Here is a 17,049-nt window from a genome sequence, read left to right on the forward strand (position 1 = left end):
CTGCCAACACCTCCTTATCTTGTTACTCAAAGTAGTGATGCTCTTGTAAAAATTCTTTCGCGACTGTAGCCGGCTCTTTCATTTTTCCATCACCTTCATAATTGAGCTCCTGCATTTTTTCAGTGTCGATCTTTCCTTGAAGTTTTTGTAAAATCTTTTTGATTTCTGGATGTTTTTGCAACACTTCATTCCGAGCAACCGGGGAAGCATCATACGGTGGGAAAAATTTCTTATCGTCCTTCAGCACTTTGAGGTTATAAGATTTCAAACGTCCATCCGTTGTATAGGCTAGAACAACATCCATCTTTCCGTTAGCTGCAGCTTTATAAACTAAACCTATTTGCATTGGAAACGTTTTTCCAAACTCCATATCATACGTATGGACAAATCCCTCGTAGCCGTCACCCTTCCTCTTTAACCAGGCATTATCTACTCCTAGCCGTAAATCCGGAGCGATCTTTTTTAAATCAGAGACCGTCTTCAGGTTTTCCTTATCTGCTAAATCCTTCCTCACTGTAAAAGCATAGGAATTTGCAAATCCATAGGAATCGAACCACGTTTGATGGTAGCGTTCTGAGAATTCCTTTTGAACGATCGATAATGCCTGTTTCGGATCCTTCACCGGCTCCATTCCAAGGGCCCCGACAAGGTCTGTCCCTGTGTATCGCGTCGCTGTAATGTCTACATCGCCATTCATCATCGCTTTATGCTGAACGATGGAGGAGCCGAGGTTATTGGCCATTTCTACTTTTAGATTCGTATCGTGTTCGATCATTTGACGGATTATATTCCCCATGATTTGGGATTCTGTAGTATTGAGCGTACCAATTACAATCGTATGATCAGAGGTCTTGCTCAAACCCGGCAAAGAACACCCGCTCATTACCAATACGAACAAAAGCATCATTGCAATGATCCCTTTTTGTTTTATTTTCATTTTCTGGTGTCCCCCTTCTAAGCCGTTTGATCCGCTTTTTTCATTCCTTTTGGTGTTACTGCGTATTCGAGCCGTCCTAATAGCAGATCTAAGAGAAGTGCCAATAATGTAACCGGTACTGCTCCGGCTATAATAAATTCCGGCTGGTATAAATTCAGGCCAGAGAAAATATAATCTCCCAGCCCGCCGGCGCCAATGAATGAGGCAAGTGTCGCCCAGCCAATTAGATAAACGGTAGATACACGGATCCCAGCCATAATAATGGGAATGGCAAGCGGGATTTCAACATAGAGGATTCGTTCCCATCCAGTCATCCCCATCCCATGCCCGGCTTCTAATAGGTTTTTGTCTAAACCTTTAACTCCGGTATAGGTATTTCGCAGGATAGGCAGGACTGAATAGAAAAATAAAGCAATGACTGCTGGGATTTTTCCAACACCAAGCAGAGGAATAAAAAACGCAAGGATAGCCAGGCTGGGCAGTGTCTGAATCACACCGACCAGGCCCATTACAAACCCGGCGATTCCAGGAATCCGGGTTAAACTTATACCTAGTGGGACAGCCACTAAAATGCCGAGAATCACAGCAGTGAGCGAAATATAAAAATGTTCCCATGTTTTAAAAAGGAGTTCTGTCCAATTACTGTTTAAAAAGCTGATTAGGGTTTCCATTCGTTTCTTCCCCCCTATTCCTGGCCTGCCGCGGCGAGGCCTTCCTCATTACCCCAGATTGAATCATAAACAATATCCACAAGACTGGCTCTTGTTACGATGCCTACAAGATGATTATTTTTATCCACGACAGGAGCATATTTTAAGCTTCTTTTTAAGATTTTATAAACGGTATCCCGCAGCAGCGTATCTGTTTCTACTTTATAAAACACGGTTTCCATGATTTCACCTACTGTGTCAGCTTTGTTGCGATTTTGTTCAATCATCTCCACATCAATATAGCCCTCGAGCTTATGCTGCTCATCGACAACCAGCAGTGAATCCACCCGTTTTTCCTTCATTAACGTAATCGCTTGAGAGAGTAATTTATGTGCAGTCACCGTTGCTGGATTAGTATTCATGATTTGCTCGACGGTCTGGATAGAAGGTCTCGCCTGGATTAAACGTTCTTTTCCGATAAATTCTTCCACAAAATCATTTGCAGGATTTCGTAAAATTTCATCAGGTGTTCCGATCTGAACAAACTCTCCGTCACGCATGATGACAATACGGTCTGCAATTTTTAATGCCTCATCCATGTCATGGGTAACAAAGACGATCGTTTTATTTAAAGTTTTTTGTAACTTCTTAAACTCTTCTTGAAGGGAATCACGTGTAATAGGATCTAATGCGCTAAAAGGCTCATCCATTAAAATGAGAGGAGGATCAGCTGCCAGCGCACGTAAAATCCCAACACGTTGCTGTTGTCCGCCACTTAATTCATGAGGGTAACGATTGAGGAAATCATCTGTCATATTTACAAGTTTCAGGAGCTCCATCGCACGTTCTCGTCGTTTACTTTCCGGCCATTTTAATAATTTGGGAACTAAAGCGATATTTTCCTGGATGGTCATATGAGGAAACAAGCCGATTTGTTGAATGACATAACCGATTTCTCGTCTTAATTGAACGTAATCTTTTTCAAGAATATTTTGCCCTTCAATAGAAATGGTTCCTTCTGAAGGTTCAATCAAGCGGTTAATCATCTTCATGGTTGTTGTTTTTCCACATCCGCTTGGGCCGATGAATACTATGAATTCTCCTCGTTCAATCTCGATGGATATGTCGTTAACTGCTTTTTTACTGCCTTTATACGCTTTAGAAACATGATCAAATTTCAGCAAAAGCAAGCACCTCCAATATATTTTTAAAGAAATGTAATCACACAATGATAACCCCGCCCAAACTTCTCACAATATAAGCTTAATAGAAAAGTTGTGTAATAGAAAGTTTATAAAAAGTTTATATAGTTTATAATATATGTAAAATATTTATTGTACAAAGTTTAAGATTCTATATGGTTACATTTCCTTTTAATTACGGCGATATCCTTTGGAATCCTAATTTTCTATTCGATCTTGAATATGGTACAGTGGGCAAAGAAATATGGTGATATTGAAAGGAAGGGTCCTTGTGGAAGAGAAACCCGTACAGAAAATCAATCAAGTAGAAGAGCAATTTATTGAAAAAATAGCTGATAATATGAACACCTATGGCGTTTCACCCACAGTAGGTCGGGTACTGGGCATTATCTATATGAATCGGAAACCAATGACGCTCGATGAACTTTCGGATGCAACGGGAATGAGTAAAACCCGTATGAGCCAGGTTGTTCGTGAAATGGTAGAGTTCAATATTGCGGAGAAGGTTTTTGAAAAAGGGGTTCGGAAGGATTTGTATAATGTTGAACAAGACTATTATCAAACTTTCATTTCTCTGTTTACTTCAAACTGGCGGAAAGTTATCAATAAAAACAAAATGTTTGAGAAGAAACTGAACAGGGAGCTCCTTGATTTACTGGAAAACGAAAAGATAGACAAAGAAAGTGAAGAAAAAATAAATGACCTGCTAAAGGAAACAAAAGAATGGTTGAATTATTATCAGTGGTTGAGCAACCTGGTTGAGTTCTTCGAAAGTGAAGAGATTTTTAAATACGTACCAAAACCTTGACACAACTCTTCTATCCTTATATTGACCATAAACAATGTACAAACAAGGGGAGGATACTATGAGAAATAACGTTATTATCACTACTGCCGTTACCGGAGCAGGAGAGACAACGAAGAAAAGTTCTTATGTCCCGGTGACTCCTAAAGAAATCGCCGAATCTGCCATCGAATCCGCAAAAGCGGGAGCCGCAATCGCCCACATTCACGTCCGCGATCCAAAAACAGGAGCACTTAGTCATGATTCCTCATTATTTGCTGAAGTGGTTGAACGCGTGCGGGACTCGGACACAGATGTCATTTTAAATTTAACAGCCGGCGGCGGAGGGGATTGGATACCCAGCAGAGAAAATCCGGCTGTTGGCGGACCAGGAACCGATATTCAAACTCCTGAAGAGCGACATGATCCGGTCGGGCAGCTGTTGCCGGAAATCTGTACACTGGATTGCGGGAGCTTGAATTTTGGAGACCAGCTGTATATAAGCCCGACTGATTGGCTTCGTAAACAGGCTAAACTCATTCAGCAATGCGGCGTTAAGCCGGAGTTAGAATGCTTTGATACGGGTCATCTATTGTTTGCGAAACAATTGGTGAATGAAGGGCTAATTGACGGAGATCCTATGTTTCAATTTTGCTTGGGTATTCCATGGGGAGCGGATTGCGATGCGGAAACCATGTTGTATATGAGAGAAAAACTTCCTGAAAATTCCCACTGGTCAGCATTTGGAATCGGAAGGCATCAAATACCTGCTGCCGTTCAATCGATGCTTCTTGGCGGAAACATTCGTGTCGGGTTAGAGGATAATTTGTACTTAGAAAAAGGAACGTTGGCTACAAATGCACAGCTCGTTGATAAAACAGTAACCATTATTGAAAATATAGGTGTTCGTCCAATGACACCAAAAGAGGCAAGACAACATCTTGGCTTAAAAGATCCACAAGGGCAGGTGGAATAACGTGCAGTCATTAGTAAAAAACGTCACTGTTGTAGGGACTGGTGTTATTGGCAACGGTTGGATCAGCCGGTTTTTAGCTAATGGATACCATGTTACAGCGACTGATCCAGCACCAGGCGCTGAAGAAAAAATGAGACAAGCGGTAAAATCGGCATGGAGTTCCTTGGAAAAACAAGGACTGGCAGCTGGAGCGGCACCTGACCGCCTTCATTTCGAACCAAATCTTGAAAGGGCAGTTAGTAACGCGGATCTTATTCAAGAGAACGCACCCGAACGTGAAGAATTAAAACGCTCCCTATTAAAAATGATATCCCATGCGGCTAAACCAAATGCCATCATCGCATCGAGTACTTCCGGTTATATGCCCAGTATCCTTCAAAAGGATTGCCTTCATCCAGAAAGAGTCATTGTCGCTCATCCCTTTAATCCCGTGTATCTCATGCCGCTCGTAGAATTAGTCGGTGGACAACAAACGAGTTCAGAGGTTATGGTTCGGGCACAGTCCTTTTACCATTCAGTACGGATGAAGGCACTGATCGTGTCCCGTGAAATCGATGGTCACATTGCCGACCGTTTAATGGAAGCCATTTGGCGTGAAGCTCTCCATCTTGTTAATGATGGAGTGGCTACGACAGAGGAAGTGGATGCGGCCATAGTCTATGGGCCTGGCTTGCGGTGGGCTTTAATGGGTCCGTTTCTCACTCTTCATATGGCAGGGGGAAAACAAGGAATGAGACATATGCTTGAGCAGTTTGGCCCTGCGTTAAAACTTCCATGGACACATCTTGTTGCACCCGAATTAACGGAAGAACTTGCCCAGCGAGTCATTGAGGGTTGTGAAAAACAAACGGATGGGATGGACATGAGCATTCTCGAAAAACGCCGTGATGACTTTCTAATTGAATTAACAGATCTGCTCGAAAAATATTGGCCCTCTGCTAATCTGAACGGAAAACTGTAAGTAGGTCTTATATGAAGGAGACTCTATTATGGATAACATCAATAAACCGCTTTTAAAGGAAAAGGTACAAAAAGAGTGGGTTGACTACAATGCCCATATGAATGATGCGGCCTATGCTCTTGTATTCAGCAGAGCCGTGGACCGATTAATGGAAGACATAGGGTTAAATGAAACCTTCAGGGAGCATGAGAAGTACTCCATCTATACGCTTGAAACCCATCTCTGCTATTTAGCTGAAGTGCGTGAGAGAGAGCCGATTGATGTGTTTGTACAGTGGTTGGATTATGATTCAAAACGTCTCCATGTTTTTTTTGAGATGAAAGATCAAAAAGGAAAGCGGCTGGCCACCAGTGAACAAATGCTGATGGGAATGAACATGGAAAGTAGGCGACCCGCTCCTTTTCCTTTGCCGATTAAAGATCAAATCCAAAAAATTGCCAATGAATGCCAGACCATTAAACCTCAAGAGGCAGGTCGAAGAATAGCGATCAAAAGGGGGATCGGGAATGGTTAAAGCGGTGGATGCTAAACTGCTGGGGAGTTGCTTTAATAAAAATTACTAAGTCGTCCTAGTTCACTTCAAACAACCAAGTTTAACAAAAAAATTGGTAAGACGAACAAACTTGTGTCAAAGCGATATCTACTTTGACACATGTAATGTTTAATTGTCGTCCTGGCAAAATGTACCTGTAGATTTCCAATGACCATTTTTACATACGTTCCAACGATCACCAATACAAGTTCTGTCGCCGCAGCTGTGGAGCTTTGCTGTTAAGCCAATGCTCTTGGACCGTTTCTATATTTTTTTACAAAAACACATTTTAAGTGACGGTCCGTTTTTATACCATAAATGGTTGCATTTTTAGTTTCACAAATTATTGTTCATCAATGTTATCTTCATTGTCTCCATTAATATAAGGGTTGTCCGTGGTCGCGAAACGTGCTGATTGAAGACTTGTTTCAGGATCTAGGCCGAATAATCCATCTAATGATTGCTTATCATCTTTCTCTTCATTGGGAAATAGGGGTTCCGTATTTTTTCTTTTCAACTTAATCACTCCACCCAATTGTTTTCTGTGTTGTTTTATGTAAAACATATCATTCCCAGATTTTCATGAATAATAAAACCCGCTTTCAAATTATCATTTGAGAGCGGATTTTTGACTTTTAGGATCTTTGTAAGGATAGGGTACTATCTGATTCACTGTGCTCCAACGAAGCATCGTTTGAATTCATGGTTGGTTGTAATAGGTAAGGAGTTCATAAGGCTTCACGTTTCACAATCGTTTGTATAAATCCAGTTTGAGTGGCCGCCTTCCATTGTGGATAAACAATTGCTTTCACTTGCTATACTTCTTTTTTACAAGGCGGAGTTTAGGCAAAGGTATCTATGGTCTTATTGTTCTTGCTGTTATCCATCATTTCCATAAGCCCTGTTATCTCAAATAGTCGGCGGACGCGATTCGTCATGCCTTTTAGCATTAACGTACTGTTGTTCCTGATCGTTGAACTAATCACTCCAGCGAAAACTCCTAATCCAACACTATCTATGAAATCAATTTGCTCAACATCAATAATTATTAAGGAAAGAAAAAGTTTCAAAATAATTGATTGATGGATTAAGATCTTCGGAAAAATATAGCCGGTTACATGTTTTTGATTCGGGTCATTCAGCCAAAAGAAGCAGGTCCAGCTTCGGACTGTTTCTTTTTAAATTTTTTTATTATCGATTACTTACGATCATCCATAGCCGAATTGATATAAGTTTCCAAAATTCCTTTGCTATTACTTGGTAGCCACTTAAACTCAATGATTATCTTGGGGAGAAGGAGATGTCCTTCTATGATGTGAACGAGACTAGTTGCTTGTACTGTTGAGTTAACAAAGGCATGGAAATGTTAAGACATGCCTCTTGTTACGTATAAAATTTTCAGTATAATGAGGCCACGTTGTGTCATCAGCTTTTGTGTATGTCCATTGAGGCAAGCTGAAACTCGTTTTCATATTGGGCTAGTGTGAACGTGAACGGGTAATTAAAGTATAAATAACTTCCGATTATGATAAAAGCAAGAAAAGCAGCCGTTTGGCTGCTTAAAGATTTAGGATGGTTTGACGTTCAATCACACGCTGTTTTTGTTCATTTTTAATATTAGCTTGAGCTGCTGCTAGGCGAGCAAGAGGCACTCGATATGGTGAGCAGCTTACGTAATCTAATCCTGCATCATGGAAGAATTGGATCGAGCTTTTTTCTCCTCCATGTTCTCCGCAAATTCCTGTTTTTAACCCTGGCTTTGTTTCTCTACCGAGTTTTACGCCAATTTCTACAAGTTTCCCTACGCCTTCTTGGTCAAGAGAGGCGAATGGGTTTTTTGGTAGAATTTTGTTGTCAATATAGGCCTGAAGGAACTTACCCTCTGCGTCATCGCGACTATATCCAAAAGTAGTTTGAGTTAAATCATTTGTTCCAAAGGAAAAAAAGTCTGCCTCCTGAGCAATTTGGTCAGCTGTTAAGGCCGCTCGTGGTACTTCAACCATCGTACCTATGAGGTAATTGTATTCCTGTCCTGTTTCTTCCTGAACTTGCAGCCCCGCATTAATGACCAATCGACGCATTTCTTTTAACTCATTAACATGACCAACCAAAGGAATCATTATTTCTGGTTTTACGTCGATTCCTTTTTTCATGACTGCAGTGATTGCATAAAAGATTGCTTTTGCCTGCATTACATAAATTTCGGGGTAAATCATGCCCATTCTGCAGCCACGGTGCCCTAACATAGGATTAAATTCATCTAATTGACGTACTTTTCTCAGAAGATGTTCCTTCTCCTTTAAATCTTTAGAATTTATGTCTGTCATCTGAAGCTTTGTCACTTCAACAAGCAGTTCTTCCTTATCCGGCAAGAACTCGTGAAGAGGGGGATCTAATAAACGAATCGTTACAGGGGACCCTCCCATCGCTTCAAAAATTCCTTCAAAATCATTTTGTTGCATTGGTAATAGCTTATGAAGAGCCTCTTCACGCTCCTCGTATGTTTCAGCCAGAATCATATCCTGAACAATAGGGATTCGATTTATGTCCATAAACATATGTTCTGTACGGCACAATCCAATTCCACCTGCACCAAATTCAACCGCTTTTTTGGCATCCTCGGGATTGTCAGCATTTGCTCTTACACCAAGTTTTCGTTCCTCATCGGCCCAAGTAAGCAACACTTGGAACTGGTCCGAAAGCTGTGGATCGATCATTGGGATCTCACCTAACATGATTTCACCCGTTGAACCATCAATCGTAATCATATCGCCTTGGTTAACCGTCGTAGTTCCTACTTTAAAAAGCTTTGATTTTAAATCAATTTTTAATGATTCACAGCCACATATACAAGCTTTTCCCATACCCCTTGCAACAACGGCTGCATGGCTAGTCATTCCTCCACGGCTTGTGATAACGGCTTGAGCAGCAACAATTCCATGAATATCATCAGGTGTAGTTTCTGAGCGAACAAGAATGATTTTTTTGCCATCTTTCGCTAATCTCTCTGCTTCATCCGCATCAAATACGACTTCCCCTGTTGCTGCCCCAGGAGAGGCAGGTAGCCCTTTAGCAATCTGTTTTCTTTCATAGGAATTATCAATTCGACGATGGAGTAGCTGATTAAGCTGGTCGGGATCTACACGTAAAATGGCTTCTTTCTTATTAATAATTTGTTCTTCTACTAATTCAACGGCTATTCGAATGGCCGCTTGAGCTGTTCTTTTACCTGTCCGCGTCTGAAGAATAAATAGCTCACCTCGCTCTACCGTGAACTCAATGTCCTGCATGTCTTGATAGTGCTTTTCAAGCAGTTGACAAGTATCAATAAACTGCTGATAAACTTCGGGCATTTCATATTGAAGCGTCGCAATGGGTTGAGGTGTACGAATTCCAGCAACAACATCCTCTCCCTGTGCATTGATCAAATATTCACCATAAAGCTTAGCTTCTCCTGTAGACGGGTTACGTGTAAAGGCAACGCCAGTACCAGAATCGTTACTCATATTTCCAAAAACCATACTTTGAATATTTACTGCTGTACCAAGGTGAGCAGGAATTTTTTGAAGACGGCGGTATACAATCGCACGTTGATTATTCCAGGAATCAAAAACGGCACTGATGGAAAGGAATAATTGTTCCTTTGGATCCTCTGGAAAAGTTCTTCTCGCATGCTTCATAACAATTTCTTTATATCCTTTAATCACTTCTCGCCAATCTTCTTCAGTCATTTCGGGATCTGAAGTATATCCCTTTTTTTCTCTCGTTTCCTCTAAAAGTTGCTCAAAATAATAACTGTCCACATCGAGGACAACATCACTAAACATTTGAATGAACCTACGGTAGGAGTCATAGGCAAAACGCGGATTTTCTGTAAGCTTGGCCAATCCTTCCACAGTGTCATCATTCATACCAAGGTTTAATACGGTATCCATCATTCCGGGCATGGAGTGTACAGCACCAGAACGTACAGAAACAAGAAGGGGGTTCGATGGGTCTCCAAGTTTTTTACCTGTTTTTTCTTCAAGTTTACCAAGAGCTTCTAATACCTGAAATTTGACCTCTGTAGAAATCGATTTTCCGTCCTCATAATATAAATTACAGGCCTCAGTGGAAAGGGTAAAACCATAAGGGACAGGTAACCCGATTTTTGTCATTTCTGCCAGGTTTGCTCCCTTACCTCCTAATAGGTCCTTTTTTTTGCTGTTTCCCTCGTCAAACATATATACAAATTTAGTCATCATATCAGCAAATACCTCTCTTGTTTTAATATGGCTAATATTGAATCAGCGGTCTCTTCAACCGCTTTATTTGAGACATTAATAACTGGACAGCCGATGCGTTTCATGATTTTCTCAGCATAATCTAATTCCTCAAGAATCCGATCTAAATTTGCATAATTTGCTTGAGTTGCTAACCCTAAATTCTTTAATCGTTCCTTTCTGATTTCATTCAGTTTATCTGGTGTAATGACTAAACCCACGCATTTGTTTCTTGGAATATCAAAAAGCTCGTCAGGAGGTGTTATTTCAGGGACTAAAGGTACATTGGCCACCTTATACTTCTTATTAGCTAAATACATAGAAAGGGGGGTCTTTGATGTTCTAGAAACCCCAATTAATACAATATCTGCCCGTGTAATCCCTTGTACCTCTTGTCCATCATCATATTTTACGGCGAACTCAATCGCTTCAACTCTTCGGAAATAGTTATCATCCAATTTCCTCATTAATCTAGGTTCGCCTTTAGGTTCTTTATTAAATTTTTGACTAAATGCTGTCATAAGCGGATTCATTAAATCAACTGCGACAATCCCTTCTTCACGTGCCTTTCGATCGAGATATTCCTTTAAAGATGGAATGACAATCGTGTAGGCAATGATGCAATTACTATACTTCGATACAGCAATGACATTATTAAGATCTTTGTTATCCTCTACATAGGAAAAATTTTGGATTTCAATATCTTTCCCATTAAATTGAGACGCAACTGCTTTTACCATCAACTCAGCTGTTTCTCCAACCGAGTCAGAAACGACATAGACAAATTTTTTCTTATTCACATCCGAATCTCCTATTCTTGCATTTTAATGTCATCACTTCAGCAATTCTTATGTAATCGTCGTTTGGTAATCCATAAGAAGATCATCTTACATGTACTCCATTCACTTACACCAAATAGTGAATCTATTTAACAATTAATTAGAATTTTTGCTATAGAAATAAGCTTCACTATTGTGTTTGAAACAGTCAATGCTCTCGTCCCAATAGATAAGGAAGGTAAAACATTAAACTTGTAATAACTACCTACCAGTGATATTGCTAAATGAAATACAAATCCACTTTTTCATCCTTTGATTAAATTATGTTATACTATTTATCTTATTAAAATGTATATGTGTTATACTATTTTATTTAAATAGTATACTATCATTAAATATAATGAGATACAATCCCTTTTCGAGGTATCTCGTAAAAAAGTTCAAAAAACAGGTAAGTCCCTCAGGTTTTCCGCAGTAAAGAACTAAATCAGTTGTCTACTTCATGTTCGCTATAGATTCAGCCAAACAATGAAACCTATTGGTGCAGCTGCTGACCTTAGTTTCAGTGATTCCCGATTTGATACTGTAATCGACTATACCAATCAAACAATTAAAATCAATGATGACAAAGCTGTTGAAAAAGATCTGACTAATGCTCTTTTAGTTACTGAAAAAGCAGTCAAAAATAAAAACCAAAAGGGTTTGTTAATAGCCCATCGTATCTTTTACGATCTAGCTATTTTATACAACGACTATGATGAGTTTGGGTATATAAAATATGGTAATGGATATTCTGAAAAAGCAGCTGAGGAGTATTTAAAAAAGTAATAAAGTTGGTACTTTGGAGCGATTCCAACCCGCATAAATTAAATTGTTTATTTGTACCCATACGTAAACAGTTGTGTTTTTATTATGGGTAAAATACTTTTTAATTTACTGGTACAGCTTCATTTGCAGGGTGGGAAGTGGCAATCCCTTAATTAGAGGGGGTGTCGCTGATGGTTATTGTTACTGATAAACTAATGCTCATGATTTTTTTCGCATCACTGAACGTTGTAGTATTAATCAACACAAAAAGTAACCCACCCTGCACGGCCAATGTAGGTATAGGTTACTTTTTTGTTGCCTTATTTACTTAGCCACTGCAATTCTTGCAGAATAGCTGTGCTTAGGAGTATCAGTTAGTGGCCGATGCCCGGTACTGACCGGGCATAAAGTGAATTGGCTGTGACTGGGGCTGCCCCTGCTGTCCAGGCACAAAATGTATAGGATGGGACTGATGCTGTCCCTGGTGCCCAGGTGTCCAATGTACTGGATGAGTGTGCAAACCATGTTGTACAGGTGTCCAATGTGCCGGATGGGTGTGAGGATGAGGTACATGGTGTCCATGTGACCAATGGATATGATGGGGATGATGAACATGATGGGGATGATGTCCATGCGGCCATTGAGCGTGCTGGGTGTGTGGCATGTGATGCTGACTATGCTGGCTGCTATGCTGACTATGTTGTTGTTGCACCATCACTCCTCCTGGAATCCATGCGCCAGGCTGCTGGTGTCGATTAACCAATCAAAAACCTCCCTTCATTCAATTTGAAATAGAAGGACTTCTCTATCAGTTTATAAACGTATAGAAAAACTGTTCTGATGATAATGCCTAAATCATATGTAAAAATCAACAAAAACAACATTTTTATTATTATATTATAGTCTCTAAATCTCGATTTGTTGCCGCAATCAAACGTACATCAAAAGTATTACTTCAGTTCTGCCGACTCTGACTAACTCTTTTTGCTGCAGAACCCTCAACAGCTTAGCCTGGAGATGGTATATCATATCACCAAATTCATCTAGGAAAATGGCGTTTTTTTGAATGTGTGAGAACTAATAAAACTTAAATAATCATGTTGTATGATCAAATATTTTACAATCGTATATGCTTGCATATACGATTATGTGTACATTTGTATTTTGTCGAATAAACCAATAAAAGTTAGTAAAAAGGAGATTGGCTGTCTTTTTCCTCCTTTGTTCTTCCCAGTTATGCTCCATCATTGAATATTGAGGAATTCGTAGGATTTTAAATATGTACCGAGTACTGGATGTGTTCAACAAAAGGGCAAAGATCCGTTCCGTTAGCTCCCATTGGGTGGCGTAACAAGGAATTTTATTTATAAGTAATTGGAACATTAGATTTGGTTTAGTTGAAGAGATATTTTTTCCTACAGGTTTGTCCTGTAGCAGCAAAAACTAGAGGACCGGATCATTATTATTGACCGTTGCTTAAATTAGTTTCATAAGACTAGAAGAAGTTTATCGTAGTATGGAGAGATTTTCTTCGAATAAGAAAAGTGTGTGCTAAAGCTATATATAGCTGTACTTTTACCAACAAGAATAGTGTATACTTAGAGCGTATGTTCGCTTTTTGTGCATATCATTCAAATAATATAGTAAATCGTTAATTGGAGTGTTTATGATGTTAAGTATTGAAGGAGAAAAGGTTAGAGGGTTCTTATATGACTCGCTAGTAACTGCGAAGAGTGATTTAGGGAAAAATGAAACTATAGTTACAGAGGATCATGTATTATTCTTTATTATTAATAATAGAGACTATAATAAAGTCAGTAATGCTGGTTATGTAAAAGTATCTAATTAAAACCCTGCCAAAATGGGGTCTTCAAGTTGATTTTAAGGCTGATATGGTATGGTAAATTAAAATGCAGTTACATAAGCAGGGTGGCGGTGGCATCCCCGAAAGAAGGGGGGTGTAACCGATGATGACTACTTACGAAGCTTTAACACTCATGATAGCATTCGCAACCTTAATCGTAATAATCATCTCAAACACAAAAAAGTAACCACCCTGTCTGGCCAGACGAATTAATGGGTGATTACTTTTTCTTCTCATGTTCGATTCGAGCCGCCGCACTTCTTGCGGGTAGCTGTAGAACTCTGATGTTCCCGCATCAGGGTTCTTTTTATATTATGCCTTCTCTAATCTAATTATATAATTTGTTTTTATCTTTTACAAGTAAAGGAATTAGCTAGGATTGGGCTCTTTTTATTGTTCTTCAATTTTATAAAAAGGAGCCTTGGTGTAAGTGTTGAATTTCTTTTGACCATTCGAAATGGTGACTCGACTTGGGGAGCGTATTTCTATTATGGAGATGCACCCTACGAAGATTTAGATATTGCAACCTTTTTAGGCCTGAGTAAGGAATATGAGCACTGATATTAAATACAACCTAGTGTGAATTTTTCAGATCTTTTTGTTTATTAAATTTAGCATTGAAAAAGCGATGGTTAGAATGATATTGGAAAATAAATTAAGGCTGCACAATGAGACCTACGGATAAAGTTAAGTCTTCTTAATCAATAGTGGCTTTTTATGAGATAAATACAGTTCCCCGTTCAGTTTTAACTGCGAAAAAATCTATTTAACACTATATAGGAATTTGTCAAATAAACAAAAAAACACTCCCTTTTTCTATGGAAGTGCTTTAACAAAACTGGTGCTTTACCTAATGCAATTTGTCAAAAATCACATACACTGAAGAGGATTAGCGAAACCTTGAAGGAGGACACAATGAATAATCATAATTTGATAACAAACTACGTTGATAACCCACAACAGGGGCTGGGGATGATCCTTCCACGGGAATTTCCGTATTGGGGTACGGCGCCATCAACAGGATACGTACTTACAACACAGCAATTACAACTGATTCAGCAACTTGTTGATTCCGGGACGCAGTCTCATCATAGTACAGGGTCTAACCCTGGTCACCATCCACCCGGACATTATAAAGGATATTACTATGGTTATCCTGCAAACTATGGTTGCTACCCCGTTAATTGTGGATGTCCGTGGTATGGATGGATTTAATATAACCCGTGGGAAAAGGGGTCAACATGGACAGACAGATTATTGATCATCCTCAAATATCTATGGTACCGTATGTGAAGACAGCATCATGTTTTCTTACATACCGGGAAAAGTAAAATTAAATGGGTCCCATGCTTTTTCTTTTACATTTTACTTATAACAATGGAGAAAGCAGCCGAGCTCCCTGCTGGATTATCCGTTGTGAAAGACAGCGCTGCTGTAAATCTTCCATGGTCAACTGCAACGAATCACTAAGATCAAGCTCGAATTGCTCTGTGAGATCCCGTGCTACATCGATACTGTAAACGATTTCACACACCTATCGGATAAAGTCTGAAAAGGGGCGGTCCAAGAAGTCTGTAAGCTGNNTTTCATTGAAGATTTTTCAAGCCGAAAAGGGGCTGCCTGAAGGTCAATTTTCGACTTTCTGGACAGCCCCTTTTTTATTCGAATTCGGAGTATGATTGCTCTCTAGTTTGTTTTATATTTCGAATTAAATCCAAGAAAGAGATTTATCTGGTATTAAGTAGAATTTTATAATTATGAATCATGGAACAATTTCAAAAACAGTGCCTTGGTTAAAATCAGTCACTTTCATAGAGCCATAAACCCCTAAATATAGTCTGGTTTGATCCAGATTCGTTCCCAGATTAACAAAATAAGCTGATTGAGACCCAAAATTATAATCGGTTTTAATAACACTAAAATCATTTAGTTTACAATCTGTTCTTACCCTGGTATAAGCTAAAACCCCTCTAACCGGAGATTGAGATTCTTCTGCCCGGGCAAGATCGGTAAACACAACGCTTCCCATTAAATCGGGGATTCCATTCCCCATATATGCTTGCACTCCTGTAAGTGCAGTTCCTCCAAACTTATCGGGTCGGGGATCTTTATGAAAATAACAAGTTAAGGGCTGAAGACGCCTCACTGAAGTTTTTACTGCTTCATTGTAATAAGCCATTGTTTTCTCATCCAAAGTCGGATTTGCAGAACAGCCCCTTATCATCGAAGCAGGAAAAGCACCTTCCCACCCTCGCCAGCCAAAGTTAATAAATCCTTCTTGGTCAGGTTCAGAATTCATTAAAGAAGCTTGAATAAGCTGAGTAACCGGGATTGGTTTATAATCAACGAATGAAAAAATGGACTCTGCCAAATCCTGTCCGACATTTCCTGCATATTTGATATACTGATTATTAAACCTTTGAAATGAGATGCCTGGTATATTGCGAACCCCTTTGGCAATTACCGTAAGCGTTTCCTGAATAGGTGCGGGAAGTTCATTAAAACGTGTGACTACAGGTGGATTATAGGTAAATGTATTCTTAACTACATCAATTTCAATTATTTTACCGGCGATTTCCATATCATCCTGGCTTAAATTAAATGGATCATTGCCTGATCCACCATCTCCGGTTGTTAAAACAAGTTTTCCTGTTTCAGGTGAAAAGTTTAAGCTATTGACACCATTATGATTAAAAAATGGTCTTCTTAAGTTAAGTAATGTCCTTCGTTTTTGAGGTTGACCATTCGATTGTAAAATCCATTCTTCAACGGTATCAATATGATCATATTGAGTTTCTCTATTTATCCATCTTAGGTTTAAAGTTCTGGGATCACACGGGTTAGGTATAAAAGGTTCAGGAAGAGCACCTGGACCTTGTGTTCCAGCAACTGAATAATGAAGATAAAACAGACCGTTATAATAAAATTCTGGATGAAACGCTAGCCCTAGCAATCCCCGTTCATCATATCCACTACCAGAAACACCTAGTTCAGAATCACCTAGTTTTATGATTCGCGGGCGAATATCTAAAAAAGTCCTTAAACTTGAGTTTCCTATGTAAAAGATCTCTCCTACCTGGGTTGCAATAAATAATCTTTCAATTGAGTCACCCGGAAGTATAGTTGTTTTCAAAACAGTGGGTAAATTTACCTTACTTACAATGGGCCGTAAACTAACCTTAACTTTAATCAACTAACTACACTCCTTCTTATTCTTTTCTTTTATAAGAATATGATTAGAATGTTCTATTAGTACAAAATTAGCGCCGGTGAATCTGAAAAAGCATTGCACCAT

18 protein-coding genes are annotated in these 17,049 nt (G+C 39.4%); 9 read left to right on the forward strand and 9 right to left on the reverse strand.

Going from position 1 to position 17,049, the window contains the following annotated elements:
- Nucleotides 1–22: 22 nt before the first annotated feature.
- The 3 genes from P4361_RS02675 to P4361_RS02685 are packed head-to-tail and all read right to left on the reverse strand — an operon-like array spanning nucleotide 23 to nucleotide 2,771.
- On the reverse strand, nucleotides 23–937 hold the full coding sequence (locus tag P4361_RS02675) for an osmoprotectant ABC transporter substrate-binding protein (protein WP_328088237.1): 915 nt from the start codon (nucleotides 935–937) through the stop codon (nucleotides 23–25).
- Nucleotides 938–954: 17 nt separating this feature from the next.
- Nucleotides 955–1,608, reverse strand: coding sequence for an ABC transporter permease (locus tag P4361_RS02680; protein ID WP_328088238.1), 654 nt, complete (start codon nucleotides 1,606–1,608; stop codon nucleotides 955–957).
- A gap of 14 nt (nucleotides 1,609–1,622) precedes the next feature.
- Nucleotides 1,623–2,771 carry a betaine/proline/choline family ABC transporter ATP-binding protein gene (locus P4361_RS02685; RefSeq protein WP_328088239.1) on the reverse strand — a complete coding sequence of 383 codons (1,149 nt, stop codon included), beginning with the start codon at nucleotides 2,769–2,771 and terminating at the stop codon, nucleotides 1,623–1,625.
- Between the two features lie 262 nt (nucleotides 2,772–3,033).
- Between P4361_RS02685 and P4361_RS02690 the strand changes: the two genes are divergently transcribed.
- Genes P4361_RS02690 through P4361_RS02705 form a run of 4 tightly spaced genes read left to right on the forward strand, consistent with a single transcriptional unit; the run spans nucleotide 3,034 to nucleotide 6,024 of the window.
- Complete coding sequence (locus tag P4361_RS02690) at nucleotides 3,034–3,597, forward strand: GbsR/MarR family transcriptional regulator (RefSeq protein WP_305583684.1); 564 nt, start codon at nucleotides 3,034–3,036, stop codon at nucleotides 3,595–3,597.
- 58 nt (nucleotides 3,598–3,655) lie between these two features.
- The gene (locus P4361_RS02695; RefSeq protein WP_328088240.1) at nucleotides 3,656–4,549 is read left to right on the forward strand and encodes a 3-keto-5-aminohexanoate cleavage protein; all 894 of its coding nucleotides are present in this window, start codon (nucleotides 3,656–3,658) and stop codon (nucleotides 4,547–4,549) included.
- Nucleotide 4,550: 1 nt separating this feature from the next.
- Complete coding sequence (locus tag P4361_RS02700; RefSeq protein WP_328088241.1) at nucleotides 4,551–5,510, forward strand: 3-hydroxyacyl-CoA dehydrogenase NAD-binding domain-containing protein; 960 nt, start codon at nucleotides 4,551–4,553, stop codon at nucleotides 5,508–5,510.
- A 28-nt stretch (nucleotides 5,511–5,538) separates the two neighbouring features.
- Nucleotides 5,539–6,024, forward strand: a complete 486-nt coding sequence (locus P4361_RS02705) for a thioesterase family protein (protein WP_328088242.1) — start codon at nucleotides 5,539–5,541, stop codon at nucleotides 6,022–6,024.
- 361 nt (nucleotides 6,025–6,385) lie between these two features.
- On the opposite strand, the gene P4361_RS02710 is transcribed toward P4361_RS02705, so the two are convergent.
- From P4361_RS02710 to P4361_RS02725, 4 genes are all read right to left on the reverse strand, one after another.
- A complete protein-coding gene (locus P4361_RS02710; protein WP_256224361.1) occupies nucleotides 6,386–6,559 on the reverse strand; it encodes a hypothetical protein in 174 nt (57 codons plus the stop codon).
- Between the two features lie 325 nt (nucleotides 6,560–6,884).
- Entirely contained in the window at nucleotides 6,885–7,112 is a 228-nt protein-coding gene (locus P4361_RS02715) for an STAS domain-containing protein (RefSeq protein ID WP_328088243.1), read from the reverse strand.
- 489 nt (nucleotides 7,113–7,601) lie between these two features.
- The gene (gene ppdK, locus P4361_RS02720) at nucleotides 7,602–10,283 is read right to left on the reverse strand and encodes a pyruvate, phosphate dikinase (RefSeq protein WP_328088433.1); all 2,682 of its coding nucleotides are present in this window, start codon (nucleotides 10,281–10,283) and stop codon (nucleotides 7,602–7,604) included.
- On the reverse strand, nucleotides 10,283–11,104 hold the full coding sequence (locus P4361_RS02725) for a pyruvate, water dikinase regulatory protein (protein ID WP_328088244.1): 822 nt from the start codon (nucleotides 11,102–11,104) through the stop codon (nucleotides 10,283–10,285). The genes ppdK and P4361_RS02725 overlap by 1 nt, the downstream gene beginning before the upstream one ends.
- A 507-nt stretch (nucleotides 11,105–11,611) precedes the next feature.
- Here P4361_RS02725 and P4361_RS02730 point away from each other — a divergent pair.
- Both P4361_RS02730 and P4361_RS02735 read left to right on the forward strand, forming a co-directional pair.
- Nucleotides 11,612–11,911 (forward strand): hypothetical protein, encoded by a 300-nt coding sequence (locus P4361_RS02730; RefSeq protein ID WP_328088245.1) that lies wholly within the window; start codon nucleotides 11,612–11,614, stop codon nucleotides 11,909–11,911.
- 471 nt (nucleotides 11,912–12,382) lie between these two features.
- Complete coding sequence (locus tag P4361_RS02735) at nucleotides 12,383–12,649, forward strand: hypothetical protein (RefSeq protein WP_328088246.1); 267 nt, start codon at nucleotides 12,383–12,385, stop codon at nucleotides 12,647–12,649.
- Nucleotides 12,650–12,820: 171 nt separating this feature from the next.
- On the opposite strand, the gene P4361_RS02740 is transcribed toward P4361_RS02735, so the two are convergent.
- On the reverse strand, nucleotides 12,821–12,919 hold the full coding sequence (locus P4361_RS02740) for a sigma 54-interacting transcriptional regulator (protein WP_425590218.1): 99 nt from the start codon (nucleotides 12,917–12,919) through the stop codon (nucleotides 12,821–12,823).
- 640 nt (nucleotides 12,920–13,559) lie between these two features.
- Between P4361_RS02740 and P4361_RS02745 the strand changes: the two genes are divergently transcribed.
- The 3 genes from P4361_RS02745 (at nucleotide 13,560) to P4361_RS02750 (ending at nucleotide 14,969) form a co-directional block, all read left to right on the forward strand.
- Complete coding sequence (locus P4361_RS02745; RefSeq protein ID WP_062234592.1) at nucleotides 13,560–13,739, forward strand: hypothetical protein; 180 nt, start codon at nucleotides 13,560–13,562, stop codon at nucleotides 13,737–13,739.
- Between the two features lie 121 nt (nucleotides 13,740–13,860).
- On the forward strand, nucleotides 13,861–13,941 hold the full coding sequence (locus tag P4361_RS23190) for a putative holin-like toxin (RefSeq protein WP_353051232.1): 81 nt from the start codon (nucleotides 13,861–13,863) through the stop codon (nucleotides 13,939–13,941).
- Between the two features lie 728 nt (nucleotides 13,942–14,669).
- Nucleotides 14,670–14,969 carry a hypothetical protein gene (locus P4361_RS02750; protein ID WP_256228232.1) on the forward strand — a complete coding sequence of 100 codons (300 nt, stop codon included), beginning with the start codon at nucleotides 14,670–14,672 and terminating at the stop codon, nucleotides 14,967–14,969.
- Between the two features lie 547 nt (nucleotides 14,970–15,516).
- Here P4361_RS02750 and P4361_RS02755 read toward each other — a convergent pair.
- Nucleotides 15,517–16,947: a PQQ-dependent sugar dehydrogenase gene (locus tag P4361_RS02755; RefSeq protein WP_328088247.1), complete on the reverse strand. Its 1,431-nt coding sequence runs from the start codon at nucleotides 16,945–16,947 to the stop codon at nucleotides 15,517–15,519.
- Nucleotides 16,948–17,049: the final 102 nt, after the last annotated feature.

The sequence above is a fragment of the Fictibacillus sp. B-59209 genome (assembly GCF_036216745.1).
Taxonomy (GTDB): domain Bacteria; phylum Bacillota; class Bacilli; order Bacillales; family Fictibacillaceae; genus Fictibacillus_C; species Fictibacillus_C marinisediminis.

Coding starts and splice junctions, on each gene's coding strand:
- P4361_RS02680 (WP_328088238.1), bottom strand. CDS start 1,608: ATGGAAACCCTAATCAGCTTTTTAAACAGTAATTGGACAGAACTCCTT.
- P4361_RS02730 (WP_328088245.1), top strand. CDS start 11,612: ATGAAACCTATTGGTGCAGCTGCTGACCTTAGTTTCAGTGATTCCCGA.
- ppdK (WP_328088433.1), bottom strand. CDS start 10,283: ATGACTAAATTTGTATATATGTTTGACGAGGGAAACAGCAAAAAAAAG.
- P4361_RS02705 (WP_328088242.1), top strand. CDS start 5,539: ATGGATAACATCAATAAACCGCTTTTAAAGGAAAAGGTACAAAAAGAG.
- P4361_RS02745 (WP_062234592.1), top strand. CDS start 13,560: ATGTTAAGTATTGAAGGAGAAAAGGTTAGAGGGTTCTTATATGACTCG.
- P4361_RS23190 (WP_353051232.1), top strand. CDS start 13,861: ATGACTACTTACGAAGCTTTAACACTCATGATAGCATTCGCAACCTTA.
- P4361_RS02750 (WP_256228232.1), top strand. CDS start 14,670: ATGAATAATCATAATTTGATAACAAACTACGTTGATAACCCACAACAG.
- P4361_RS02740 (WP_425590218.1), bottom strand. CDS start 12,919: ATGATATACCATCTCCAGGCTAAGCTGTTGAGGGTTCTGCAGCAAAAA.
- P4361_RS02690 (WP_305583684.1), top strand. CDS start 3,034: ATGGTGATATTGAAAGGAAGGGTCCTTGTGGAAGAGAAACCCGTACAG.
- P4361_RS02695 (WP_328088240.1), top strand. CDS start 3,656: ATGAGAAATAACGTTATTATCACTACTGCCGTTACCGGAGCAGGAGAG.
- P4361_RS02675 (WP_328088237.1), bottom strand. CDS start 937: ATGAAAATAAAACAAAAAGGGATCATTGCAATGATGCTTTTGTTCGTA.